Below are 22009 nucleotides of genomic sequence, written 5' to 3' on the forward strand. Positions count from 1 at the left end.
GCTACCGGATACGCGATCAAAAGGCTGGTGCAGGCGACCGCGACGCCAGCCTAAAGATAGCCCAGATCCGCCAGCCGCTCTTTCGTTCCATCGCGCATTGGCGTCTCCGCTGTCGTTGCTTCGGACGTTCCGAACGGCTCGAATCGCTCCTCGAGTCGGTCGCGCATCGCTTGGACCTGTGCCGGTTCGGCCTCGCTTACGTCCGTCCGTTCCATCGGATCGGTCTCGAGGTGGTGCAGGCGCTCGAACCCATCGTCGCCGCAGACGTACTTGTACTCGTGGGTGCGAACGGCGCGCAACCGCCGGTCGTACTCGCGGACGCGGTCCGGAATCTCACCGAAGCGAGCCTCGAGGCGGTCGATAGAGGGCTGTGGCGCGACGTACTCCGAGAAGACGGCCTCGCGCGGATCGGCGTCCGAGTCGGGGTGTAGCGACTGGCCCACCTGCTGGGTGCCCAAAGCCGGATCGTCGATTCCTACCGTCTCGAGCAGCGTCGCGGGAAGGTCGAGCAGTTGCACGAGGTCACGGCGGTGGCCGCCATCAGTGAACGGCCCGCCGTGGAGGACGAGCGGGACGTTGGTCAGCGTGTCATAGAGGTTGTACTGGTGGCCGAAAAAGCCGTGTTCGCCGATGTGTTCGCCGTGGTCGCCACAGACGACGAACAGGGTGTCCTCCCACTCGCCCGCTTCCTCGAGCGCCGACCGGAGCGCCGCGAGCTGGTCGTCGACGTAGGCGAGTTCGGCCCGGTAGAGCCCACGAAGCATGGCGAACTCTTGCTCTGAGAGATCGTAATCTGCACAGTCGTAGGCGCGTGGGTCCTGCCTGATCGCCGTTGCGTCCTCGTAGCTCGCGTCCTGGGGCAGGAACTGTTCGGCGTACTCGCGTGGCGGATCGTACGTGACGTGCGGTTCGATGAAGTTACAGAACAGAAAAAAGGGACGCTCGTCGGCTCGAGTCTGGAGCCAAGAGTCAATCCAGGATGTGGCCCGATCCGAGCCATCGTCGCCCGCCGGCTGGAACAGTTCGCTGTAGAGGATGTTGGCCGCGTTGACGAGTGGATTGCCGTCGAACAGATGTGTTCGGGTCGCCTCGAGTTTCTCACGGAGGTCTTCGCCGCGGACGACCGCGCCCATGTCGGCGTCGGACTGGACGTACTGCCAGCCCTTTCGGAGGTCCTCAAAGCCGCGGTGGAAGCCGAACTCCTCGGTGATCCAGGTGTTGTTCGAAATGCCGAGTGTCTGGTAGCCGTTGGCGGCGAACGCCTCGGGGAGCGTTCGAAGCTCGGGGTTCAGCGAGAAGCTGTCGCCGTGGGTTCCATGGTCGGACGGATAGAGTCCGGTAAACATCGAGGCATGAGAGGGGAGCGTCCACGGCGCGGTCGCGAAGGCGTTTTCGAAGGTGGTCCCCGCCGTTGCGAGAGAAGTGAGCGTGGGCGTCGTTTCCGGCCCGACACTTTTCGCCCGCGCAGTATCGAGAACGACGAGAACGACGTTCCGAACAGTCGAATGTGAGGGTGATTCACGTCCGTTAGACTCGGCCATAACGACAGTACCTCCGCCGCTCCGAGGGAAGGTCATCAGCCCCGAATATGCCGGGGCCATATTACATGCCTGCATTCACAGAATCCCTTATTTCTCCCATCTGGATACTCTACTTGCCGTATCAGTCCTAACGCTTACTCGAGTGTCACGCGAAGACACCCCATGGACAACCCGAACATCGTCCTGGTCCACTGCCACGACCTCGGCAAATATCTGGGCTGTTACGACAGCGCAGTCGAAACACCGCAGGTCGATGCCCTTGCCGACAGCGGCGTTCGATTCGACCGCCACTTCGTGACCGCACCGCAGTGTTCGCCGAGTCGCTCGAGTCTGATGACGGGGCGTCACCCCCATCAAAACGGCATGCTAGGACTCGCACACGGCAACTGGGAACTCCACGACGAGGAGCAGGTGCTCCCGGAGCTGCTGCGTGAGGCGGGCTACGAGACCCACCTCTTCGGGCTGCAACACATCACCGAGTATCCCAACCGGCTCGGCTACGACGAGAGTCATTCTGAAGAGCCGCTGACGGCCGACGCACCGCCGTCCGTCCACGAGTCTGCCCGCGCGCGAGACGTTGCCGACGAGTTCGCCGCGATGCTCGAGGATGGCGACCACGATGATCCGTTCTTCGCCTCCGTCGGCTTCTTCGAAGCCCACCGCGTCGAGGAAAACGGCGACTTCGGCTTCGAGGGCGAGCGCTACGGCGCGCCCGCCCCCGAGGAGGTCGAACCACTCGAGTTCCTGCCCGATGAACCCGGGATACGGTCCGATATCGCCGAGATACACGGCATGCTCGACGCGATTGACGACGGCGTCGGCACCGTGACCGACGCACTCGAGTCGGCCGGATTGACCAAAGACACGCTGGTCGTCTTTACGACCGAGCACGGGCTCGCGATGCCGCGGGCGAAGGGCTGTTGCTCGGATCAGGGCATCGGCGGCGTCTTGCTTTGGTCTCGTCCCGGAACCGTCGAGCCAGGCGTTGTCGACGACCTCGTGAGCAACGTCGACGTGTTCACAACGCTGCTCGAGGTCGCCGGCGCGCCCCAGCCCGACACAGACCTGGCCGGTCAGAGTTTCCTCCCGCTTCTCGAGGACGACGACGACGAGGACTTTCGAGAACGGATCTTCGCCGGCATGACCTGGCACGACCGATACAATCCGATGCGGGCGATTCGAACGGACCGCTGGAAGTACGTCCGCAACTTCTGGCACCTGCCCGATGTCTATCTCACGCGAGACATCTTCTGCAGCGCCGCCGGCAGCGAGGTGCGAAAAACGAGCTACGGCGAGCAACGACCCTACGAGGAACTGTACGATCTCGAGGCGGATCCACTCGAGAAGGAGAACCTGCTTGCAGACGGCGACCTCGACGATTCGGCAGCCGAGACTGCGCGCGACCGACTTCGAGACGAGTTGCTCGAGTGGATGGAGACGACGGACGATCCGCTGCTCGAGGGACCAGTTCTGCCCGGCGACTGGGACGAGATTCGGCTGCGAAACGAAGAGTGAGGCCGGCTACCGATGTGCTACGGCAACAGAAACTCTGCTGATTCGAGGACGATCCAGACGACCACCACGTAGTTCAACAGCGTCGAGGTAAACGCATAGACTGTCGCCCGTCGAATCGAGTAACGCGCGATGCCAGCCGGAATCATCACGAAACTCCCGACGTAGGGGAGGAGATTCGTCACGAAAATGCCCGCCCCGCTGTAGCGTTTGAACACGTCATTTGCCTGCTCGAGTTTCTCCTCGCTGATCGAGACGCGCGGAATCGCGTGGATCACGTCGACGCCGCGGGTTGCAGCCAGCCAATAAATGAGCAACTGGCCGCCAACGTAGCCGACCGAAGCGACGAGGATGACGAGCCAGATTGACTCCCCGGAGGGCGAAACCGCGATATAGCCGGGGAGAAAGACCGACGTTGGAAACGGCTTCCCGATAATTGCTCCCTTCAGGATGAACAGGACAAATAACGCTGGCAAGTCGAACGTGACCAGCAGCGAGAAGCCAATATCAGTAAGCGAGCTGAACATTATTAGCAGTAGCAGGACGTCGAATTCGTATATATCGTTGCCGTCCAGAGTATTTGAGTGTCGCGGTTCGGAAAACAAATCAAATATAAATCATTTTATCGAGGCGGTTGGGCGTCACCGGACTCGAGCAGTCGCTCGAGCGAGTCGCCCAAAATTGCCCGAAACCGGTCGTAGTCGGCCTCGAGTGCGACGCGGCCGTTGACTGGCGCGTCAGTACTCCCGCGGGCATCCGGGACGAGCGCGCCGCGGGCGAGATCGCCGTCGGTGCCCACAGTCAGGGGATAGGACGCCGTCTCGAGGACATCGTCGTCGATCAGTTCCGCGATCACGAGGGCATCGTGGATCGCCGCCGACTCGATCCCGTAGCGCTCGAGCGTAGCCTCGTCGTAGTAGGTGAGCCACTCGAACACGGAGAGCCCGAGCGGGTCGTCCCGCGAGAGCGACTCGAGGCGCTCCGGCGGAAACGTTGCCTGTGCTGTCACGTCGAGGCCGACGATGGTCGGCTCGCAATCGCGGACGACTCGCTGGGCTGCGTGGGGGTCGGAGTGAAAGTTCGCCTCCGCGAGCGGCGTCACGTTGCCCTGGGTAAACGCCGCCCCGCCCATGATGATGAGTTCGTCGAGCAGTTCCGGGAGATTGGGCTCGAGGGCGTGAGCCAGCGCGACGTTCGTGAGTGGCGCAATCGCCGCCAGTACGAGGTCGCCATCGTGTTCGTGGGCCTGCTCGACGATGAACTGCGCGGCGTGGATGTCGACTGGGTCGGTCGCTGCCGTCGGCGCTGGCACCTCGCCGCGGATGCCGCCCTCACCGTGGATGTGCTCGGCCGTCTCGAGCGCGACGTTCTGTGGCCGGTCAGCGCCGACGGCAACCGGGACGTCGGCCCGGTCGACCAACTCGAGGATGCCCCGAGTGTTTGCCGTCGTCTCGGAAACGGGCGCGTTCCCGTGGGCGGTCGTGAGTCCGACCACCTCGAGGTCGGGATGCTCGAGTGCCAGCACCAGCGCGACGGCGTCGTCACAGCCGGGGTCCGTATCGATCAACACCGGGCGCGTCATATGGTGTCATGGGTGTGCCGTGGGCATAAAACGCCGGGAGGCGGCAGTGACGGCGCTCGCCGGACGCGTTCGAACAAACCATTACCAGCCTTGGTGGTGATGCGCCAAACGCTATGGCAGACGAACTCGAGGATCCCGCGAACGAACTGCCCGCAACTGCTGGCGAACTCGCCGAGGAGTATCCCGACGTCTGGGACGCCTACGTCGACCTCGGCGAGGCCTGTGCCGAGTCCGGCCCGATTGCGGACGAGACGAAACGACTCGTCAAACTCGGGATGGCCGTTGCCGCCCAGTCCGAAGGGGCCGTCCACTCCCACACCCGCCGCGGGCTCGAGGAAGATATCCCACCCGAGACGCTGAAACAGGTCGCCATCCTCGCGATTCCGACGGCCGGCTTTCCGCAGGCAATGGCCGCACTCAGCTGGATCACGGATAGTACTGAGGAGGATAGGACTCCGCCTCGCACGAGGGCGAGTTCGACGCCCCTAACACGGTGTTTCGCGTAGTCAGCCCAGAGACTGACCGATGTCGTCCAGTTCACTGCGCGCGTTCCGGGTCGCCTACGACGGCACCGGCTACTACGGCTTCCAGCGCCAGCCGGACGTTCCAACCGTCGAAGACGCCATTTTTGACGCGCTCCGTGATCTCGAGGTGCTCGCAGCCGACGCGTCCAAACCCGCAGGCTACGCTGCAGCAGGGCGAACCGACGCCGGCGTCTCGGCGCTCGCCCAGACGATCACGCTCGAGGTCCCAGACTGGCTCACACCGCGCGCGCTGAACAGCACCCTCCCAGCCGACGTTCGCGCGTGGGCGAGCGCGGACGCGCCCGATGACTTCCACGCAACCCATCACGCGACCCGCCGGACGTACACCTATTACCTGCACGCACCCGAATCCGCCGTCGACGACGACCGATTCGCTGCGGCCTGCGAGGCACTCTCCGGTTCGCACGATTTCCACAACCTCACGCCGGACGATCACAACACCGAGCGCGCGCCAACGCTCGAGGCGACTCGCGAGGGCCACTATCTCGTCGTCACCGTCACCGCGGGTGGTTTCGCCCGCGAACTCGTCCGTCAACTGGTCTCGCTCGCCCACGACGTCGGCACTGGCAACGCCTCGCTCGAGACACTCGAGCGCGCGCTTGATCCCGATCCCTTGCCCGGTCACAAGGGGATCTCCCCCGCGCCACCGGAGCCACTCGTCCTGACCGCCGTCGACTACCCTGCTCTCGAGTTCACTGTCGATCCGGAGGCCGCCGAGCGCGCTCGAGCGGTGTTCGAGACGCGCCGACTCGAGCACCAGACCGCGGCTCGCGTGGCCGGCCATATCGAGATGGGGACCGACAGCGATGCGAACGAGCGAGACGGAGACGCCCTCAAGTGAGCGACCCGCTGCAGGCGGCCGTGTACAAGCGTTTTTTACGGCAGGCTTCACACGAGCGAGCATGGAACTGTCGCCGGAAGAGTACGGTGCGTACTGGCGGGCCTCGTTTCGGGTCGCAGCAGGGCTGCTCGTCATCATGATCGGGCAGACCGCGACCGCGCCGCTGTTTGGCTACGGGAACGTCGGCGCAACCGCGTTCGGGGTGTTCTTGCTCGTCGCGCTCGTGCTTGCAGGATCGTTCATCACGGTACTCGGCGTTGCTCGCGTCGTCAGAACCGCAGTCGACGCCGAGATGCGCGGCTGAGCCGGTATCGACACCCGAATCGCAACGCCTTACGCCGCGCATCTCCGAGAGCGACTATGACCTCGAGTTCGGACATGATCCGTGTCGTCTGGGGAACCGGTTCCGGCCCCACGGCGATGTCATCATACGACACCGCACTCGCCGACGCCGGCGTGGAAAACTACAATCTCGTGTCGGTCTCCTCCGTGATTCCGGCCGCCACCGACGTCGAAGCCGTTGGCACAGCGCCGGACCTCGGCCCGGCAGGCGAGCGACTCACTGTCGTCGAAGCCCGAGCGACCACCGCCGGACCCGGCCGCGCAAGCGCGGCACTGGCCTGGTCACAGTCCGTCGATGACGGTCCCGGGCTGTTCTACGAGACCGCCGGCGAGATGGACCGTGAGGACGTCGAACGCCGCGTTCGTGAGGGACTGGCCGCCGGCCAAGAGCTTCGAGACTGGGAGTTTACCGAGCCTCGAGTCTGCGTCGAAAGCAATCGGGCCGACTCGGGAACCTACACAACGGCGCTCGTACTGGCGGTGTACGGCGATAGCGATCCGATCCTCTAACGCTGCGGTGATTGACTGAAGGCGAACGCTTTTGACCCGTCGGCACTTTGATAGCGGTACACATTTCTCATGAACGGAAATACGCCGTACGCAGGGATACCAGGTGAGACAGCTGCTGGGAAGCGTGCCGCGGCGGACGTTCCGAACCTCTCGAAGGACGAAAAGCGACTCCTCCATCGAGACGTGTCCCGCATCGCTGCACAGACACGTGAGTTCCTCCCGAACGAGTACATCGTTGACTCCGAAATCTCGACCGGTGCCACCGGCCCACAGGTGACCGTCGCCGTCCGACCACCGATCGGTCACGCCGTCAGTGCTGGCTTCACCCCGAATCTGGACGCCGATGACGCTGACAGCGATACACCGGACCTCACCGACGGCGTTATTGCTCCCGACGAGCGCGACGAGGTCGCCCGTGGCCTCGCCGCAAGCGCCGCCCTGCAGGTCAAACAGGCCATCGGCAACAACGTCACCCCGACTGCCCGCTAATCTCTCCGGAACGCTCCACACCGCGTCCGGTTGCTTTTCACTCGCTCACCAGTCACTCAGTACAGCAACTGCTCGAGTTGGTGCTGTCGGCGCTCGAGATCAATCGCCGGCTCAACCGTCGGGTCGGCACAGAGGCGGTCAATTACCAGTAACGGGTCCGTTCCTTTTTGCTCGACCGCCCGCAGAAGTGACTCGAGTGCCTCCCGATTCGTCGCCAACGAGGAACACAACCCGAGTGCAAGGGCGAGTGGAATCGCCCGCTCGAGGCGCGTCGGAAAGGCGTCGCTGATGCGCGAAAAGTCAGGATCACCCGAGGCGTGGCGCTCGGCTACAGCCTCGAGCGTGAGACATCGCGTACAGATGCTCGCGGCGTCATCAGGAACGTGGCTCCGATACTCCTCGGGCAGCGCAAACGTAATCGTCGGTGCGTCGCAACTGGCACAGGAACTGGTCATAGCAGTAGTACAGATCGGCAGTGACAACAAGATACGCGTCGCGTCCTCCGAATTCGGTGCGCAGCGTTACTGGTTCGCTGCCGGTGACTGAGCCGACGTATCCGGCTGGACATCCTCGAGGTCGTCTGCTTCCTCCGCCTGACGCGCTTCTTTCTCTTCCTGTTCTTTCTTCTCTTTGATCTTCTTCAGACGGAACGTCTCCTCGCGTTCCTGCTCCTCGAGTTTCTGCTCGATGTACTCCTCGCCTTCGTAGAGATCCGGCAGGACCTTGAACTCGAGTGCGTTGACACGGCGTTTCGTGGTCTCGATCTCGCGAAGCATCTTCTTCATCGCCGTCTCGACTTCCGCGGCGAGGATGATACTCTCGAGTAAGTCCTCGTAGGCTTCGGCGGCTTCGTCGATCCGAGCCGAGGTGCCCATGATACCGTAGCCACGCTCGTCGAGACTCTTGGAAACGCGCGAGGACTCGATCTGTGGGACGACGACGCCCATAATGTTCTTCGATTCGGTGGTGATCTCGGGGTGTTCCTGCAGTGCTGCGGCAGCCCCGCGAACGGCGACGTCACCCTCCATGGCGCGTGCCATGTTGATTTTCTTCTGGGCGTCCTGATAGTCGTCTGCGAGGTCGCCACGAACGTCCTGGGCCTTGTCCAGGATGTCCATGAACTCCATGATCAGCCCGTCCCGTTTCTTCTCGAGTGTCCCGTGCCCCCGCTCGGAGAGTTCGATCCGATCCTCGATCTCCATTAGGTTCTTGCGGGTGGGCTTGACGTCCTTGGCCATCTTGAGGGGAGGTTGCGCTCCCAGTCGGATAACTGTTTACAGTTTCAGTCACGCCCGTGGACAGTCGTCCTCGTGCGGGAGAGACTCGAGGGCAAAAGAGTGGTGACGACAAGCTGACCGGACGAGAAATCCCAGCCCGTTGCAGCAAGCCGGTAGCGAGGATCGGAATCCCGAGACCGACGGCGAGGAGGCCACCGAGCGCGTATCCCACGCCGCGCAACAGCAAGCGGCGGCGAGTCTCGCTTTCAGTCGCGTCCGACAGCAGGAACGTCGACGCACCCTCGCCGTAGACGTTTCCAAGCGAGCAACGGCGCGCAGAAACGTTACCCGAGGAATAGATCGACCATATCGCTCGTCTTCCCGCCCTTATATAGTTCGGCGTAGCCGCAGTTCGTACAGGAGACGACACGGAAGCGGCGGTTCTGAATATCGAAGAACTTTGAGAGACCGGTTCCAGTCGTCGAGATGTCATCGACTTCCGTTTCAGTGTGTCCACACTTTGGACAGCCGTCGTCAGCCCCATCAGAATGGGTGTGTTCGACCATATGTACCAGTCTGTGTCAGTCAGTAAGTGTTTTATGTTCAACCAGTGTAGCGAGGAGACGATCAGATGGCCGGTGGGATACTCATCCTCTTTGTTCTCTGTGTTAGCCTCGCGTGTACGCTTGGACTGTATCTACTACTCGAATCCGAGACATCGAATCCAACGGTCGTCGACCGGGCTGACGCCGAACGGGACGCGAAAGCACGCGGCGGTACTCGCGAGCACGCAGCGTCATCATCGAGCGCGCGCCCAGCCGAACGTCGTGAGGACGACTCCGACTCGAGGGCAAAATCAGAGGGGTCCTACTGGGACGAACGCTGAACAGCGCATCCACTCGAGGTGAGGAGCCAAAAGAAAACTGCGCGACGGTCGCGTCCGATCAGTCGGCCTGGGCGGGTTCGGCGGCTGCGCCCTCGCCAACGTCTTCGCGGTAGTGCTCTTCGATAAGCTCTTCGTCGATACGGTTGAGTTCCGTTTTCGGCAGTGCCGACAGCAGATCCCAGCCGATCTCGAGTGTTTCGTCGATGGTTCGGTTGGTGTTGTATCCCTGCTGGACGAACTCGGCCTCGAAGCGGTCTGCGAAGTCGAGGAACTTGTTGTCCCGTTCGCTGAGTGCTTCACGACCGACAATGTTCACGAGGTCACGCAGGTCTTTCCCCTCTGCGTAGGCGGCGAACAACTGGTCGGCCACGTCGCCGTGGTCCTCACGGGTGAGGCCCTCGCCGATCCCGTCGTCCATCAGCCGCGAGAGGCTTGGGGAGACGTTGATCGGTGGCTCGACACCCTGGCTGTTCAGGTCCCGATCCATCATGATTTGGCCTTCCGTAATGTAGCCAGTCAGGTCAGGGATTGGGTGCGTGTCGTCGTCGCCAGGCATCGTCAGGATCGGCACCTGGGTAACGGATCCCTCGCGCCCTTCGATTCGACCGGCACGCTCGTAGAGCTGTGCCAGGTCAGTGTACATGTATCCGGGGTAGCCACGTCGGCCCGGGACCTCCTCACGTGCGGCACCGATCTCTCGGAGTGCCTCACAGTAGTTGGTCATGTCCGTCAGGATGACGAGCACGTGATAGCCCTTCTCGAAGGCGAGGTACTCTGCGGTCGTCAGTGCAAGTCGCGGCGTGACCTGGCGTTCGACTGCCGGGTCGTCCGCGAGGTTCATGAAGACAACGGAGCGCTCGAGTGCGCCGGTGCGCTCGAAGTCGTCCATGAACTCGTTTGCCTCTTCCGCAGTGATACCCATCGCACCGAAGATAACAGCGAACTCGGAGCCGTCCTCGTCGTCGCCTTCTTCCTCTTCTGGAACAGTCGCCTGACGGGCGATCTGGAGTGCGAGTTCGTTGTGTGGCAGCCCGGAGCCAGAGAAGATCGGGAGCTTCTGGCCGCGAACCAGCGTGTTCATGCCGTCGATGGCAGAGACACCGGTCTGGATGAACTCCTCGGGGTACTCACGCGAGTAGGGGTTGATCGCTTCGCCGACGATGTCCTGTCGTTCGTCGGGGACGATTTCTGGGCCGCCGTCGATTGGGTTCCCGGAACCGTCGAGAACACGTCCGAGCAGGTCCTCGGTGACGGGCATCTTCATCGTCTCGCCCAGGAAGCGAACGGAGGCGTTGCGGTCGATGCCGCTTGTCCCTTCGAACACCTGGATCGAGACGAGTCCGTCGCTCGATTCCAGTACCTGCCCACGCAGGGTATCTCCCTGTGGCGTCTCGATTTCGACGATTTCGTCGTATCCGACGGGCTCGTCGACTTCGGCGAACACCAGTGGGCCACTGATTTCCGTAATCGTTTGGTATTCTTTCATCGTTAGTACAGTGCTCGCAGTTGTGCTTCGAGAGCGTCTTCAACTTCGTCGATGAACTCGTCGTACTCCTCGGCAGTCCCCATCCGGTTGAGCCGCGGTGCCGCATCGACAGCCTGAATCTCTTCGACCGGAACACCGGCCTCGAGGGCATCAAAGGCTTCGTCGTTGAACGTCTTGATCGCGGTCAGCATCCGGTAGGTCTTTTCGGGTTCACAGTAGGTGTCGACGTCGTGGAGCGCGTTCTGCTGAAGCCAGGCCTCACGCAGATAGCGAGCGACCTCGAGCGTGAGCTGCTGGTCTTCTGGCAGCGCGTCCTTACCGACGAGCTGGACGATCTCTTGGAGTTCGTCCTCTTCGTCGAGCACGTCGACGGCCCACTGTCGTACGTCGGACCAGTCGTCTTCGACGTTGTCCTCCCACCACGGGTCGAGCTGGTCCTTGTACAGCGAGTACGATTCGTTCCAGTTAATCGATGGGAAGTGTCGACGCTCGGCGAGGTCTGCATCCAGTGCCCAGAAGGTCTTGACGATACGCAGCGTGTTCTGGGTAACCGGCTCGGAGAAGTCCCCGCCCGGTGGCGAGACTGCGCCGACGACCGAAATCGACCCTTCGCCGCCGTTGATCAGCTGGAACTTGCCGGCGCGCTCGTAGAACTCCGAGAGCGACGCGGCGAGATATGCGGGATAGCCCTCTTCGCCGGGCATCTCCTCGAGTCGACTCGAGATTTCACGCATGGCCTCTGCCCACCGGGAAGTGGAGTCGGCCATGAGTGCAACGTCGTAGCCCATGTCGCGGTAGTACTCTGCAATCGTGATTCCCGTGTAGATACAGGATTCACGCGCTGCGACGGGCATGTTCGACGTGTTTGCGATGAGGCAGGTCCGGGCCATCAGCGGGTTCCCGGTCTGTGGGTCCGGCAGTTCCGGGAAGTCCTCGATGACCTCGGTCATCTCGTTGCCACGCTCACCACAGCCGATGTAGACAACGATGTCCGCGTCGGACCACTTCGCGAGTTGCTGCTGGGTGACGGTCTTCCCAGATCCGAACGGACCAGGAATCGCTGCCGTCCCACCCTTTGCGAGTGGGAAGAGGCCGTCCTGAACGCGCTGTCCAGTGACGAGTGGCTCGGTCGGCGTCTCCTTGTCACCAGCGGGTCGGGCCTGACGGACCGGCCACTCCTGGTGCATCTGGATCTCTTCGCCGTTGTCGAGTTCGGCAACCGTCTCCTCGACGTTGAACGCGCCACTCTCGACCGACGTGACTTCGCCGCCCTCGTAATCCGGCGGGACCATCACTTTGTGGTCGATAGTGACCGTCTCTTCGACGACACCGACGACGTCACCGGGTTCGACGACATCGCCTTCCGAGACTTCCGGCTCGAACTCCCACTCCTTCTCGAGGTCGATACCGGGGGCGTCGACCCCGCGGTCGAGGAATGCGGTCCCCATCTTGTCCTCGAGGACGTCGAGTGGGCGCTGGACGCCGTCGTAGATGGAGTCCATCATGCCCGGTCCGAGGTCGACGCTGAGCGGTTCGCCCGTGTTCTGGACGGGTTCGCCCGGGCCGACGCCGGAGGTCTCTTCGTACACCTGAATCGTGGTCAGGTTCCCTTCGATCTCGATGACCTCTCCCATCAGCCCTTCGTCGCCGACGTAGACGACGTCGTTCATCCGGGCGTCGAGGTCCGTGGCGGTCACAACCGGACCACTCACGCTTTCGATTACACCGTCTTTGTCGACGGTCTCAGGTTGTTCTGCCTGGCTCATAGTTTAGCTGTCTTCCTCGTCTTCGTCCATAAGGTCGATACCGATCGCTCGCTTGATCTGGTCGCGCAGTCCGCCGCCACCCGTTCCGCTGCCGATGGTGACGACGACCGGCTCGACGCTCGTCTCGACGTTCTGGCGAACGCCGCGCGAGAGATACTCGAGGTCGTCATCGTGCATGACGACGATGCCGACGCCGTCGTCTTCTAAGACCTCGGTAACGGCGTCGTCCAGATTCGTCTCCTTCTCGTCGTCCGGCACGTTCTCGGAGCGGCGAACGCCCGCGAGTCGGAAGCCGGTCGTAAACTCGGGACTGCCAACGACTGCGATTTCCTGACTCATAGGATCACCAGCTCCTCTTCGATCTCGCTTTCGGAGAGTCCGACCTCGCGACCCCGCGCGATGGCGCGGATGTTCTCGACCTCGCGTTCTTTCGCGAGGATGTACGACAGCACGGCCGAGACCGAGACCGGATAAATACTCGAGAGCGTATCGGCGTACTCGAGCAACGCAGCGTCTAGTGCGTGCTCGAACTGGATAAGGCTGTCAGCCTCACGCAGTTGGCGGAGCGCTCCCGAGAGTCGGTCACCGTAGCGTTTGTTGTCGGCGATGTGATCGACGAGGTCGTCATAATCGGTGACGAGCTGGCTGAGCTCCGACCCGTCGAACAACACGCCGCCCTCGATGTAGTAACTCGCCGGATCGAGGTCGGCACCGCTTCGAGCGAGTCGCAGGGCGTTCCGTGCGTTCCGGAAGTCGATTTCAGCCTGCAGGAACTCGACGTACTTCGCCTGTGGCCCCTCTCGAGGCCGGCCAAGATCGTCGAGCAAGTGCTCGTAAAACTCTCGGTCGAGGGCGTTCTCGAGCGGAACAAGCGTCCCGGTTTCGGTGAACGCCTCGAGTTCGGCCGAGAGCGGCTCGTAGTAGATCGTGCCTGCAAGAACTTCGATTGCATCCTCGATCTCATCGACCTCAAGCAGGCGGTCGATTGTTGCATCCTCGAGTTCGCCGGCCATGATCAGGTCCGTCCTGATCTCCTCGGCTGGCGTGTCGGTGTAGATCCCGCGGATGATCGTCTTCAGGTTCCAGACGTCGAACTTCCGCAGATAGCGACTGATAAGGTCGTAAATACGACCCTCGGACCACTCGAGTAGCTCCTGGAAGTTCTTCGCGAGGTTTCGGTTCAACGCGTACTCGATCAGATCGACTCCCGAAAAGCGTGCCCCGAGCTCGTTGATCTCGCGTTCGTACTCCGACTCTTCCATGAACCGGGCGATGCCGCTTGGCCCCATCCGGACCAACTTCCGATACTCTTCGTCACTGAACAGCTTGGCTCGTCGTGACCGAACGCGAGCATTGACGTATTCCGTGTTCGAGGCACCTAGGCTCATTGCTCGAAGAGTCTGTTACTGATCTCCTGAAGGTTGTCTTCCCAGACGTCCTCGAGCACCGAGTCGAACGTGTTGTTGACTCGGACGCGAGACTGGTCACTCTCGACGACGACGCCGCCGAGGCAGTCGTACTCGCCGGCGTACTCGTAGCCGTCGTAGTCGGCGAGGATCGACTCGAGCAGGTCCTGGTCGTCCGTACGACCGTAGACACTGACGTCGTCACCCTCGTCGAACTCGACGCTTGCAGACTCGAGAAGGTCGCGAGTTAGTTCCTCGCGTGAGTCTCCCTCGAGGTCGACAAGTGCCGACTCGACTTGCTCGCGAACGTCACTGAGGACGTCCCGTCGGGCCTCCAGACGTTTTTGTTTCGCCTCCAGTTTCGCACTGGAGAGGCGCTGTTCGCGCAACTGCTCGACCTCGCGCTCGACCTCACGCTCGGCGTCGGCGAGAATCTCCTCGGCGTCCTCCTCGGCAGCCGATTCGATCTCGGTGGCGCGAGACTCGGCGTCGTCGCGGATGTCCTCCGCACGCGCGTGGGCCTCTTCTCTGATGTCTTCGACGACTGTGTCCAAACTCATTGGTGAGAGAAAGGGGAGTGTGTCTAGACGAAGACAACGACCAGTGCCAGGATCACAATCGTCTCAGGAAGGACGGTCATGATGAGGCCTGGAACGAACAGATCGTCGTCCTCGGCGATTGCGCCGATTGCGGCTGCACCGATACCTCGCTCTGCATAGCCTGCTGCGAGTGCGGCCAGACCGACTGCCAGTGCCGACGCAGCGTCACCCTCGAGGAAGGGTGCTTCGTTCACTTCACCATTCTGCAGTACGCCGTTTACCATTTCCGCAAGTGCAAGTTCCATTGTTATTGATCCTCACTGTGGGTTTGATCGGTTCCGAACGGTTCGTAGTTCTTGCCACCGCCTTCATAAAACTTCCCAAAGAACTCGACGTACTCGAGCCTGATACCCTGTAATCCGGCACTTGTGATACCAAGTAGCAAGACTACAATGTGGCCAACGATCAGGACGAGGATACCGGCGACGAAGGCAGCTGGGCCCATGTGGAAGAGGCCTTCGAACATGACCTCTCCGTCAGCCGGTGTGTAGCCAGTCCATGGGGCGATGAAGGGGCGTGAGCCCTCTTCGGTCTGGACGGCACCGAAGGCGAGCAGGTTGACGACGAACGCCATCCCACCCTTGGCGAGCAATACAGCCGTGATTCGTGCATACGAGACGACGTGTGCGAACGGCATCACGAACTCTGCGAGTTCTGCAGGGTCACCGAGACCGAGCAGGATGAGGCCAGCGACGATCATCAACAGCGGAATCGTAATATCGAGTCCGCCGATGAGGCCGATACCAGCCGGGATGGTGAAAACGTCCATCAACGGGAAACCGCTAAATCCGAGCGCGAACGGCTCGCCGTCGAAGGTCGTATAGATCCACTCAGGCTTGGTGCCAGCGCCCTGTGCCGAGAACACCCAGATCCAGATCCCGTTGAGCATCAGGAGCCACGAGCCGCTGTGGGTAATCGCTCCCCAGAGGCCGTGACCGTGCAGGATGTTCTCCGCGAAGTCGATGATCCACCCCATATTCAGGTGGAGCACACCGAGCAAGACGGCGATGATCAGCCATGCGTAGACGAAGTCAGACGTCGCTGGCGAGAGACCCTTGTCTCCCATTGGCGCGCCGCCCTCGCCAAAGAGCATGTAGCCGAGTTCGTGGAGGCCGAAGAACTCTCCGAACAGTATGCCGAAGAAGATCGTGAACGCTCCACACCACATCGCGACGCCACCGAGACTCGAGATGCCAGGGCTCTCGAAGCTCTGGAACATGTAGAATCCGACCAGTACGTACAGCAGCCCGTACCCAACGTCACTGATCATGAATCCGAAGAACAGTGGGAACGTCAGGAACAGGAAAATCGTCGGATCGAGTTCGGTGTATTTGGGCCGGTTAACCGCGTTGACCAGCGCCTCGAAGGACTTTGCGCCCTTCGGGTTGTTCTGGATCGTCGGCGGTTCGTCGCCCATCGTGACCGCAGAGCCGCCGTCGGTGACGGCTTTTTGCTGTTGGTTGTCTTCGTCTGCATCGGGACCTTCGTCATCGTCGGCTTTTGCCTTCTGGGTCCCCTGTGCGACGTCCTCGGTGTGGGTCGAGCCGTGTCGGTCGTAGCTCGCCCGCTCGAGTTCTTCGATCTCGACGCTCTCGCCGACGGCATCGCGCAGCGCCGTCTTGAGTCGCTCGTAGTCATCGCTGGGCAGCCAGCCCTCCGCGATGAACGCCCGGTCGCTCGTCGCGAACTGCAAGGGCGCATCCGTGATCTGGGACTCAATCGAGAGGTCTTCTTCGACGCGAAGCAAGAACGGCCCAGCGTTGTACTTGAGCTGTTCGAGTTCGGCGTCGATCTCGTCGATTCTGTTCTCGAGGTCGCGTTTTTGATCCTCGAGTTCGCCGACGTAGGCGCGTGGCCCGCGGTCGGTGTCGGGAATCTCGTGACGCTGGAATTCGACGCCGACGAGTGCGTCGTCAATGATTCCCTCGCCAGCACCGTCGGCCGGTGCAGCGACGATTGCGACGACGTCGCCGCCGGTGAACGTCTCGAACGCACGGACGTTCTCGTCTGCGGCGAGTGCCGTTTCGACGGTGTTCGTCGATCCTTCACCGACGAGGACCTCGACGGACTCATACCCCGAGAGCAAGTCGAGTTCGATCCCCAGTTCCGCGAAGGGCGCGACGCGGTCGATACGCTCGTCGACCTGGCGCAGGTCCTCACGGACGTCGCTGCGCTGGTCGTCGAGACTGTTAATCTGCGTTCGAATCTCCTCGAGTCGGGACTCCCAGTCGTCTGCGAGTGGGCCGGACTCCGGTTCGACGTCACCGTCCGAGAGGTCGAGCGTGCTTTCGAGTGCACGCACCGTCACCAGTTTCTCGGAGATGTTGTCTGCCCCTTCGATTGGGGTACCGTTGTCGAACCCCTCCCAGGAGCCGTCGTAATCGGAGAGATGAACCAGGTTTAGGTCGTGAATTGTCTCGATGACCGTTGGCATGACTGCCTTGGAACCGGTCACCGAGACCTTGCTCATCTGTTCAGGTCTGAACATGGACGTCCTCCTGGAACAGGTCGACGACGTGGTCGGTCACCTCGTCGATTTGGTCTTGCGCCTGTGACGCAAGCGCCTCCCGTTCGCTTTCGCCCTCCTCGAGGACCGCTTCGCACTCTTGGTCGATTTCATCGCGCGCCTCCTCGAGGTGGCGCTCTTTGCGTTCCTGTGCCTCTTGGTGCGCATCCGAACGAATCTCCTCGGCTCGTTCCCGGGCCTCGGCTATTCGCTCGTCGCGCTCCTGTTCCGCCGTTGCGACGATTTCATCGGCTTCCTCCTCCGCCGACTGTATTCGTTCGAGAACCTCTGGCCTCGGCATACTCTAAGCAACCGAACCTTTGATAGAGCGCGTATATGGTAGTTGCGAAACCCACCCGGCCATGGGGCGAATCGTGGACAGGGCGTGTGTGAGTCATACCCACTCGAGAGTGCGCTGTCGCGCCAGCGTCGGAACAGCAGACATATCCCGCTTGCATCGAAAGACCAACCAATGGGAATCCTCGAGAACAAAGCCCGGGCTCGGCTGTTCTACAAGTACCTCTCGAAGGTTTACGACCAGGTCAATCCCTTCATCTGGAACGAGCAAATGCGCACTGAAGCGCTCTCCCTGCTCGAGATTGAAGACGATATGACCGTCCTGGATGTCGGCTGTGGCACCGGCTTCGCAACCGAAGGCCTCCTCGAGCACGTCGATGAAGTGTACGCACTCGACCAGAGCGAACACCAACTCGAGAAGGCCTGTGCGAAGTTCGGCACACACGCACCGCCGGTTCATTTCCATCGTGGCGATGCTGAACGGCTCCCGTTCGCGACGGATACGTTCGATATCGTCTGGTCCTCTGGCTCAATCGAGTACTGGCCGAATCCGATCCTCGCACTGCGAGAGTTCCGCCGCGTGCTCAAACCCGGGGGACAGGTCCTCGTGGTCGGCCCGAACTACCCCGACAACGTCATCGCACAGCACCTCGCAGACTCGATCATGCTGTTTTACGACGAGTACGAGGCCGATGCGATGTTCAAACGCGCCGGCTTCGACGACGTTAAACACCTCTTTCAGGGACCGTCCTACGAACCCGAAGTCGCCATCACGACAATCGGGCGCGCACCCGAGTAGCGAGGTCAAGTCGCTTCCGCCTCGAGTGTTGCAATCACAGTCTCACCGACGACAAGCGTGACTGTGACGAGATCGCCGGACTCGAGCGTCGGGTTGTTCGTACTCGCAATCGTCAGTTCGGCGCGCTCGCCCGCGTGCCAGTTCGGATCGGCCTGTTCGTTGAACGGACCTGCAGGGAACCCATAGTAGCCCTTTTTCCCGGCAAATGGAACTGACGGCTGCGACGAAAGCGGTGTATCGTTGATCAACACGGTAAGTGAGAGGTCCCGCACGTCAACCGACTCGCCGGCAACGTGTTCGATGGTGAGCGTTCCGGCGTCGCCATCAGCTTGAAGTTCGAACGCTGCAGTTGGTGTTGGATTGGGGACTGTCCAACCAGTAACAAGGATTGCAACTGTTACAGCAAGACAGACCGTAATCGCAAGAAGAGTAACGACTCCGACGACCGGACTAATCGCTCGACTCGACCGGTATGCCCGCTGTTTTCGGATTAGTTGTCCAACCAGAGTAGCACGTGCCGACACACCAACATTGGCTGCGTCTTCCTATATAAACTGCTGGCTCAGTGGGTGAAAGGGAAAACAAGAGAGACGACACTCAGCATCTATTCGGTCGAGATGGACGTGCTAACGCTTTCCGACCCACTGTCCACGGTCAAGTTGTACTCTTCAGCGGGCGGCAGATACGATATTGATCCATCTTCATCGGTCTCGCCGAGTTCGACGCCGTCGACTTCAACTGTGGATTGTACAGGTTCGCCTGTATTAGTATCGACAACGGTCAGTTCACTTGGCCCGGTTACGGGAGTCTTATTAAGGGTAAGCTCAAGTCCAGGATACGATTTCGTCTCTGTCTCGGTTATTGGCAACGAGTTGGCCGAAATATCCTGCATCTCGCGATAAATGTCCCCGGTTCCGCCATCGAGGTACGCGTTTAATTGTCCTTCGTCGTGAGCAATATCGAGCCAGTAGAGCGTTTCTTGGCTACGGTCGTGGAAGTCCGACGTCCCATGCTCATTCGCCCACGGATAGTATCCCGTTGCTTGGTCCATTGCCTGATCCGTTGACTGGTATTGATTCGGTGCGTCGGCATTTCGATTATCAAACCGAACGATCTCAGTGGTATATGTTCTCCCATCGAGTTGCGATAGTCGATAGCCATCCTGTGAGGTCTGAATACGGAACTCGTATGATTCACTAGATTCTTCCATCCCGGTCGCCATATCGAGATTGGTTCGGATCGATGTCGTGTGGAAATCGAGAAGCGTCCGATCAGCACGCAACTGTTGGGAAGACAGTGCACTTTCGGTGAGTAGATCATCCCGAGTGTCGAGTTCATCGAGTGTCTCCTCGATTGTCGTTGCTTCCTGATAATTTTGCAATAGTACCTGTATCAATTCTGCATCGCTTATCTCTCCGACTGCATGGTCTTGGACTGCTTCACGTTCGCGCTCCTCGAGAGTATTAATTCGGTCTTTGAGGCGGTCGTATGCACTCTCAACCATCGCCGTCTGTCTCTCATCGTCCGCCTGCGTAAACGTATGCTCGGAGAGAACGTACGTTTCGTGATCGACCTGCAACTGGGTGGTGACACCGGCAAGTACAGCACTGAAGTCAGTCTCTGTCTCAGCATGTGACCCACGTATATCACCTGTAAGCGATAGTTGGTTCGTCGTGTTCTCGATTTCGACCGGCGTCGTCTGTGCTGCAGTGTTTTGCTGGAAAGCGTGCCGCTCGTCGGTACTGTGGACTACTCCACGTTCAGGAGAAGCCGCGACGACCGTAATCGCGGGTACTGAACAAACGAGAAGCAACGCGAGGAGGACAGGAGTCGCGCTGTTCATTGTGCCGCTGTATGACCTCCTGATACAAAAACTGGTCGCACTTACGAGATGATCGACCAGCACAACGGAAAACACATTAATCGGCTGAAAAACACGGTTTCAGCGGTAAAGAGTCCAGAGATAGGAGACACCGTATCATCCAACAATAATCGATTTACGAGGTATGTATTTACAAAACAATCTCATTGTATATACGTTTCACATCTTTTCAATTTGTAGAAATACCCGATAATAGCTTGCTACTATCCGAAGAGAGCAGTTACGAATCCTAGCACTGAGTTAATTATCGATGGAAAGCGTTTTTTGCCCCCGGAGACCACCAGTTGATAGGTATGCGGTTGTCCACCGCCGTTACACTCTCCCTCGTTGCCCTCCTTGCCACCGCCGCTCTCGGTGCGGTTATCGCGATACCGGTAGCTGCTGGTGGTAACCATGGTCCAGGTCCCAATTCCGGCTCCGGGACTGACCACTCATCGATATTACTCACAGAGTCAGCAACGCTCTCGCCGACCGAGTCCGTCACAGCGGCTGCCAGTGATAGCCACAATGATGGCGAAACGCGGTACGCACATACAAATAACCAGACAGAATTTTCGTATGGAACACCTGCTGAAACCGCACAACTCACCCGCATCAACGTTACCAGCGACGGCGATGCTCATTGGACGCTCGAGTTCCGGTTCGTTCTCGAAGACGATGACACAGTCGAAACGTTCACACACTACGCCGAAGCGGTTACCGCCGGCGAACGTGACGATACAGTTGACATTCCGATCCAGCAAATCCGTCAACAGGCAGCCGACGCAAGCGCTGAAACCGGTCGAGAGATGTCAGTTACCGATGCAGGATGGGACGGGTACGACTTCGCACCGTACGATGACGATATTGATACGCAAAACGAACCTGATGGAGCCTATGAGGACGAATCGATTGGTGTCATCTCGTATTCATTCACTTGGACGAACTTCGCGCGCACCGACGACGACAGACTCTACTTCGGTGACGCCCTCCAAACGGATACAAACGGTAACCCCTGGTCGACGCTCCGAAGCGACCAACGACTCGTCATCGAGTCGCCCGAAAATTATGGCCTCGAAACCCCGACCCAGCTCACCTGGGACGGGCACCACGAATTCAGCGAAGACGAGTTCGATATCGTGTTCCTACGCGGGGCCCAGTCTAGTGGGTTGCTCTCCAATATCTCGGTCCCCGTACTCGTCGCACTCCTAGGTACCGTTGGAGTCCTTGCCGTCGCTGGCTCTATCGCGTATCGGTACTTTCAGGATAAGACAGTCCCGTTGCTCACGCAGGGTCCCAAGGGGAACGGCAACACCAATTCCGAGCAAGCAACCACCGGCCCGGATGTCGAGGGTGACGCCGAAGTCGACGAGCGTTCGCTCGAGTCGGGGGACAATGCCTTCGCTGACGACGGGGAGAGACTAGAGTTTAGTGAGCAAGTAACAGACGACATCGATCCGGAACTGTTGAGCGACGAGGAACAGATCCATCGAATGCTGGCCCGAAATGGAGGCCGGATGAAACAAGCCGCGATTGTATCAGAGACCGGTTGGTCGAACGCCAAGGTCTCACAACTACTCTCAAAGATGGATGAAGACGGCGAGATAGAGAAACTCAGAATTGGACGTGAAAACCTCATCACACTCCCCGAAGTAGACCCAACCGAAATTAACTGATCAGGATCAGAACCAGAACGTAGTCCCAAAGAGTCGCTTGTTCACACCACTCACTCGCGGTCTGAACGTTATGTGAGTGGCGTCCGCTCGACAACCTGCCCATCGTAACTTGGATATTGTTCTACGATCTACTCTCCTTTTCCCCTCG

The 22009-nt window shown here is 60.3% G+C and carries 25 protein-coding genes; 9 read left to right on the top strand and 16 right to left on the bottom strand.

The genetic code is table 11. The features are described 5' to 3' along the window. Positions 1-50: 50 nt before the first annotated feature. Entirely contained in the window at positions 51-1541 is a 1491-nt protein-coding gene (locus tag B2G88_RS11855) for a sulfatase (protein ID WP_087714854.1), read from the bottom strand. A 162-nt stretch (positions 1542-1703) separates the two neighbouring features. Between B2G88_RS11855 and B2G88_RS11860 the strand changes: the two genes are divergently transcribed. Beyond that, positions 1704-3056 (top strand): sulfatase family protein, encoded by a 1353-nt coding sequence (locus B2G88_RS11860; RefSeq protein WP_087714855.1) that lies wholly within the window; start codon positions 1704-1706, stop codon positions 3054-3056. 17 nt (positions 3057-3073) lie between these two features. On the opposite strand, the gene B2G88_RS11865 is transcribed toward B2G88_RS11860, so the two are convergent. Both B2G88_RS11865 and B2G88_RS11870 read right to left on the bottom strand, forming a co-directional pair. Beyond that, positions 3074-3580: a DedA family protein gene (locus B2G88_RS11865; RefSeq protein WP_087714856.1), complete on the bottom strand. Its 507-nt coding sequence runs from the start codon at positions 3578-3580 to the stop codon at positions 3074-3076. A 95-nt stretch (positions 3581-3675) separates the two neighbouring features. Further along, positions 3676-4635: a nucleoside hydrolase gene (locus tag B2G88_RS11870; RefSeq protein WP_087714857.1), complete on the bottom strand. Its 960-nt coding sequence runs from the start codon at positions 4633-4635 to the stop codon at positions 3676-3678. A gap of 113 nt (positions 4636-4748) precedes the next feature. On the opposite strand from B2G88_RS11870, the gene B2G88_RS11875 reads away from it, so the two are divergent. From B2G88_RS11875 to B2G88_RS11895, 5 genes are all read left to right on the top strand, one after another. After that, a complete protein-coding gene (locus B2G88_RS11875; protein ID WP_054864218.1) occupies positions 4749-5141 on the top strand; it encodes a carboxymuconolactone decarboxylase family protein in 393 nt (130 codons plus the stop codon). Positions 5142-5160: 19 nt separating this feature from the next. Further along, complete coding sequence (gene truA / locus B2G88_RS11880) at positions 5161-6021, top strand: tRNA pseudouridine(38-40) synthase TruA (RefSeq protein WP_087714858.1); 861 nt, start codon at positions 5161-5163, stop codon at positions 6019-6021. Between the two features lie 61 nt (positions 6022-6082). Then, entirely contained in the window at positions 6083-6325 is a 243-nt protein-coding gene (locus B2G88_RS11885) for a hypothetical protein (protein ID WP_087714859.1), read from the top strand. A 56-nt stretch (positions 6326-6381) separates the two neighbouring features. Next, a complete protein-coding gene (locus B2G88_RS11890; RefSeq protein ID WP_176393226.1) occupies positions 6382-6873 on the top strand; it encodes a pyruvoyl-dependent arginine decarboxylase in 492 nt (163 codons plus the stop codon). Between the two features lie 69 nt (positions 6874-6942). Further along, entirely contained in the window at positions 6943-7362 is a 420-nt protein-coding gene (locus B2G88_RS11895; RefSeq protein ID WP_054862645.1) for a DUF5811 family protein, read from the top strand. A gap of 56 nt (positions 7363-7418) precedes the next feature. Here the strand turns inward: B2G88_RS11895 and B2G88_RS11900 are convergent, their stop codons facing one another. The 3 genes from B2G88_RS11900 to B2G88_RS11910 all read right to left on the bottom strand — a co-directional run bounded on the left by B2G88_RS11900 (position 7419) and on the right by B2G88_RS11910 (position 9145). Further along, positions 7419-7817 carry a DUF6276 family protein gene (locus B2G88_RS11900; protein WP_054862644.1) on the bottom strand — a complete coding sequence of 133 codons (399 nt, stop codon included), beginning with the start codon at positions 7815-7817 and terminating at the stop codon, positions 7419-7421. Between the two features lie 66 nt (positions 7818-7883). Beyond that, positions 7884-8600, bottom strand: coding sequence for a V-type ATP synthase subunit D (locus tag B2G88_RS11905; protein WP_054862643.1), 717 nt, complete (start codon positions 8598-8600; stop codon positions 7884-7886). 323 nt (positions 8601-8923) lie between these two features. Next, complete coding sequence (locus B2G88_RS11910) at positions 8924-9145, bottom strand: zinc ribbon domain-containing protein (protein ID WP_054862642.1); 222 nt, start codon at positions 9143-9145, stop codon at positions 8924-8926. Between the two features lie 65 nt (positions 9146-9210). On the opposite strand from B2G88_RS11910, the gene B2G88_RS11915 reads away from it, so the two are divergent. Beyond that, the gene (locus B2G88_RS11915; protein ID WP_054862641.1) at positions 9211-9465 is read left to right on the top strand and encodes a hypothetical protein; all 255 of its coding nucleotides are present in this window, start codon (positions 9211-9213) and stop codon (positions 9463-9465) included. A 58-nt stretch (positions 9466-9523) separates the two neighbouring features. On the opposite strand, the gene B2G88_RS11920 is transcribed toward B2G88_RS11915, so the two are convergent. Genes B2G88_RS11920 through ahaH form a run of 8 tightly spaced genes read right to left on the bottom strand, consistent with a single transcriptional unit; the run spans position 9524 to position 17529 of the window. After that, positions 9524-10951 (bottom strand): ATP synthase subunit B, encoded by a 1428-nt coding sequence (locus B2G88_RS11920; protein WP_054862640.1) that lies wholly within the window; start codon positions 10949-10951, stop codon positions 9524-9526. Between the two features lie 2 nt (positions 10952-10953). Continuing rightward, a complete protein-coding gene (locus B2G88_RS11925; protein WP_087714860.1) occupies positions 10954-12717 on the bottom strand; it encodes an ATP synthase subunit A in 1764 nt (587 codons plus the stop codon). Between the two features lie 3 nt (positions 12718-12720). Next, positions 12721-13056 (bottom strand): V-type ATP synthase subunit F, encoded by a 336-nt coding sequence (locus B2G88_RS11930; protein WP_054862639.1) that lies wholly within the window; start codon positions 13054-13056, stop codon positions 12721-12723. Beyond that, complete coding sequence (locus B2G88_RS11935; RefSeq protein WP_087714861.1) at positions 13053-14105, bottom strand: V-type ATP synthase subunit C; 1053 nt, start codon at positions 14103-14105, stop codon at positions 13053-13055. The genes B2G88_RS11930 and B2G88_RS11935 overlap by 4 nt, the downstream gene beginning before the upstream one ends. Beyond that, the gene (locus B2G88_RS11940) at positions 14102-14683 is read right to left on the bottom strand and encodes a V-type ATP synthase subunit E (protein WP_087714862.1); all 582 of its coding nucleotides are present in this window, start codon (positions 14681-14683) and stop codon (positions 14102-14104) included. Before B2G88_RS11940 ends, B2G88_RS11935 begins: the two co-directional genes overlap by 4 nt. Before the next feature lie 23 nt (positions 14684-14706). Further along, the gene (locus B2G88_RS11945) at positions 14707-14967 is read right to left on the bottom strand and encodes a hypothetical protein (protein ID WP_087714863.1); all 261 of its coding nucleotides are present in this window, start codon (positions 14965-14967) and stop codon (positions 14707-14709) included. 2 nt (positions 14968-14969) lie between these two features. Next, positions 14970-17210, bottom strand: coding sequence for a V-type ATP synthase subunit I (locus B2G88_RS11950; protein WP_087714864.1), 2241 nt, complete (start codon positions 17208-17210; stop codon positions 14970-14972). Then, positions 17197-17529: an ATP synthase archaeal subunit H gene (ahaH, locus tag B2G88_RS11955; RefSeq protein ID WP_054862638.1), complete on the bottom strand. Its 333-nt coding sequence runs from the start codon at positions 17527-17529 to the stop codon at positions 17197-17199. The genes B2G88_RS11950 and ahaH overlap by 14 nt, the downstream gene beginning before the upstream one ends. 171 nt (positions 17530-17700) lie before the next feature. Here ahaH and B2G88_RS11960 point away from each other — a divergent pair, with 171 nt between their 5' ends. Then, positions 17701-18324 (top strand): methyltransferase domain-containing protein, encoded by a 624-nt coding sequence (locus B2G88_RS11960; protein ID WP_054862637.1) that lies wholly within the window; start codon positions 17701-17703, stop codon positions 18322-18324. 5 nt (positions 18325-18329) lie between these two features. On the opposite strand, the gene B2G88_RS11965 is transcribed toward B2G88_RS11960, so the two are convergent. Both B2G88_RS11965 and B2G88_RS11970 read right to left on the bottom strand, forming a co-directional pair. Then, positions 18330-18848: a type IV pilin gene (locus B2G88_RS11965; RefSeq protein WP_245835366.1), complete on the bottom strand. Its 519-nt coding sequence runs from the start codon at positions 18846-18848 to the stop codon at positions 18330-18332. 80 nt (positions 18849-18928) lie between these two features. After that, positions 18929-20167, bottom strand: a complete 1239-nt coding sequence (locus B2G88_RS11970; protein ID WP_054862636.1) for a DUF7096 domain-containing protein — start codon at positions 20165-20167, stop codon at positions 18929-18931. A gap of 332 nt (positions 20168-20499) precedes the next feature. On the opposite strand from B2G88_RS11970, the gene B2G88_RS11975 reads away from it, so the two are divergent. Next, a complete protein-coding gene (locus tag B2G88_RS11975) occupies positions 20500-21861 on the top strand; it encodes a helix-turn-helix transcriptional regulator (protein WP_087714865.1) in 1362 nt (453 codons plus the stop codon). Positions 21862-22009: the final 148 nt, after the last annotated feature.

It is taken from the genome of Natronolimnobius baerhuensis (assembly GCF_002177135.1).
Classification (GTDB): domain Archaea; phylum Halobacteriota; class Halobacteria; order Halobacteriales; family Natrialbaceae; genus Natronolimnobius; species Natronolimnobius baerhuensis.

What these genes read in the sequence shown, in the direction of transcription:
- B2G88_RS11855 (WP_087714854.1), bottom strand. Translation starts at nt 1,541, where the DNA reads ATGGCCGAGTCTAACGGACGTGAATCACCCTCACATTCGACTGTTCGG.
- B2G88_RS11860 (WP_087714855.1), top strand. Translation starts at nt 1,704, where the DNA reads ATGGACAACCCGAACATCGTCCTGGTCCACTGCCACGACCTCGGCAAA.
- B2G88_RS11865 (WP_087714856.1), bottom strand. Translation starts at nt 3,580, where the DNA reads ATGTTCAGCTCGCTTACTGATATTGGCTTCTCGCTGCTGGTCACGTTC.
- B2G88_RS11870 (WP_087714857.1), bottom strand. Translation starts at nt 4,635, where the DNA reads ATGACGCGCCCGGTGTTGATCGATACGGACCCCGGCTGTGACGACGCC.
- B2G88_RS11875 (WP_054864218.1), top strand. Translation starts at nt 4,749, where the DNA reads ATGGCAGACGAACTCGAGGATCCCGCGAACGAACTGCCCGCAACTGCT.
- truA (WP_087714858.1), top strand. Translation starts at nt 5,161, where the DNA reads ATGTCGTCCAGTTCACTGCGCGCGTTCCGGGTCGCCTACGACGGCACC.
- B2G88_RS11885 (WP_087714859.1), top strand. Translation starts at nt 6,083, where the DNA reads ATGGAACTGTCGCCGGAAGAGTACGGTGCGTACTGGCGGGCCTCGTTT.
- B2G88_RS11890 (WP_176393226.1), top strand. Translation starts at nt 6,382, where the DNA reads ATGACCTCGAGTTCGGACATGATCCGTGTCGTCTGGGGAACCGGTTCC.
- B2G88_RS11895 (WP_054862645.1), top strand. Translation starts at nt 6,943, where the DNA reads ATGAACGGAAATACGCCGTACGCAGGGATACCAGGTGAGACAGCTGCT.
- B2G88_RS11900 (WP_054862644.1), bottom strand. Translation starts at nt 7,817, where the DNA reads ATGACCAGTTCCTGTGCCAGTTGCGACGCACCGACGATTACGTTTGCG.
- B2G88_RS11905 (WP_054862643.1), bottom strand. Translation starts at nt 8,600, where the DNA reads ATGGCCAAGGACGTCAAGCCCACCCGCAAGAACCTAATGGAGATCGAG.
- B2G88_RS11910 (WP_054862642.1), bottom strand. Translation starts at nt 9,145, where the DNA reads ATGGTCGAACACACCCATTCTGATGGGGCTGACGACGGCTGTCCAAAG.
- B2G88_RS11915 (WP_054862641.1), top strand. Translation starts at nt 9,211, where the DNA reads ATGGCCGGTGGGATACTCATCCTCTTTGTTCTCTGTGTTAGCCTCGCG.
- B2G88_RS11920 (WP_054862640.1), bottom strand. Translation starts at nt 10,951, where the DNA reads ATGAAAGAATACCAAACGATTACGGAAATCAGTGGCCCACTGGTGTTC.
- B2G88_RS11925 (WP_087714860.1), bottom strand. Translation starts at nt 12,717, where the DNA reads ATGAGCCAGGCAGAACAACCTGAGACCGTCGACAAAGACGGTGTAATC.
- B2G88_RS11930 (WP_054862639.1), bottom strand. Translation starts at nt 13,056, where the DNA reads ATGAGTCAGGAAATCGCAGTCGTTGGCAGTCCCGAGTTTACGACCGGC.
- B2G88_RS11935 (WP_087714861.1), bottom strand. Translation starts at nt 14,105, where the DNA reads ATGAGCCTAGGTGCCTCGAACACGGAATACGTCAATGCTCGCGTTCGG.
- B2G88_RS11940 (WP_087714862.1), bottom strand. Translation starts at nt 14,683, where the DNA reads ATGAGTTTGGACACAGTCGTCGAAGACATCAGAGAAGAGGCCCACGCG.
- B2G88_RS11945 (WP_087714863.1), bottom strand. Translation starts at nt 14,967, where the DNA reads ATGGAACTTGCACTTGCGGAAATGGTAAACGGCGTACTGCAGAATGGT.
- B2G88_RS11950 (WP_087714864.1), bottom strand. Translation starts at nt 17,210, where the DNA reads ATGTTCAGACCTGAACAGATGAGCAAGGTCTCGGTGACCGGTTCCAAG.
- ahaH (WP_054862638.1), bottom strand. Translation starts at nt 17,529, where the DNA reads ATGCCGAGGCCAGAGGTTCTCGAACGAATACAGTCGGCGGAGGAGGAA.
- B2G88_RS11960 (WP_054862637.1), top strand. Translation starts at nt 17,701, where the DNA reads ATGGGAATCCTCGAGAACAAAGCCCGGGCTCGGCTGTTCTACAAGTAC.
- B2G88_RS11970 (WP_054862636.1), bottom strand. Translation starts at nt 20,167, where the DNA reads ATGAACAGCGCGACTCCTGTCCTCCTCGCGTTGCTTCTCGTTTGTTCA.
- B2G88_RS11975 (WP_087714865.1), top strand. Translation starts at nt 20,500, where the DNA reads ATGCGGTTGTCCACCGCCGTTACACTCTCCCTCGTTGCCCTCCTTGCC.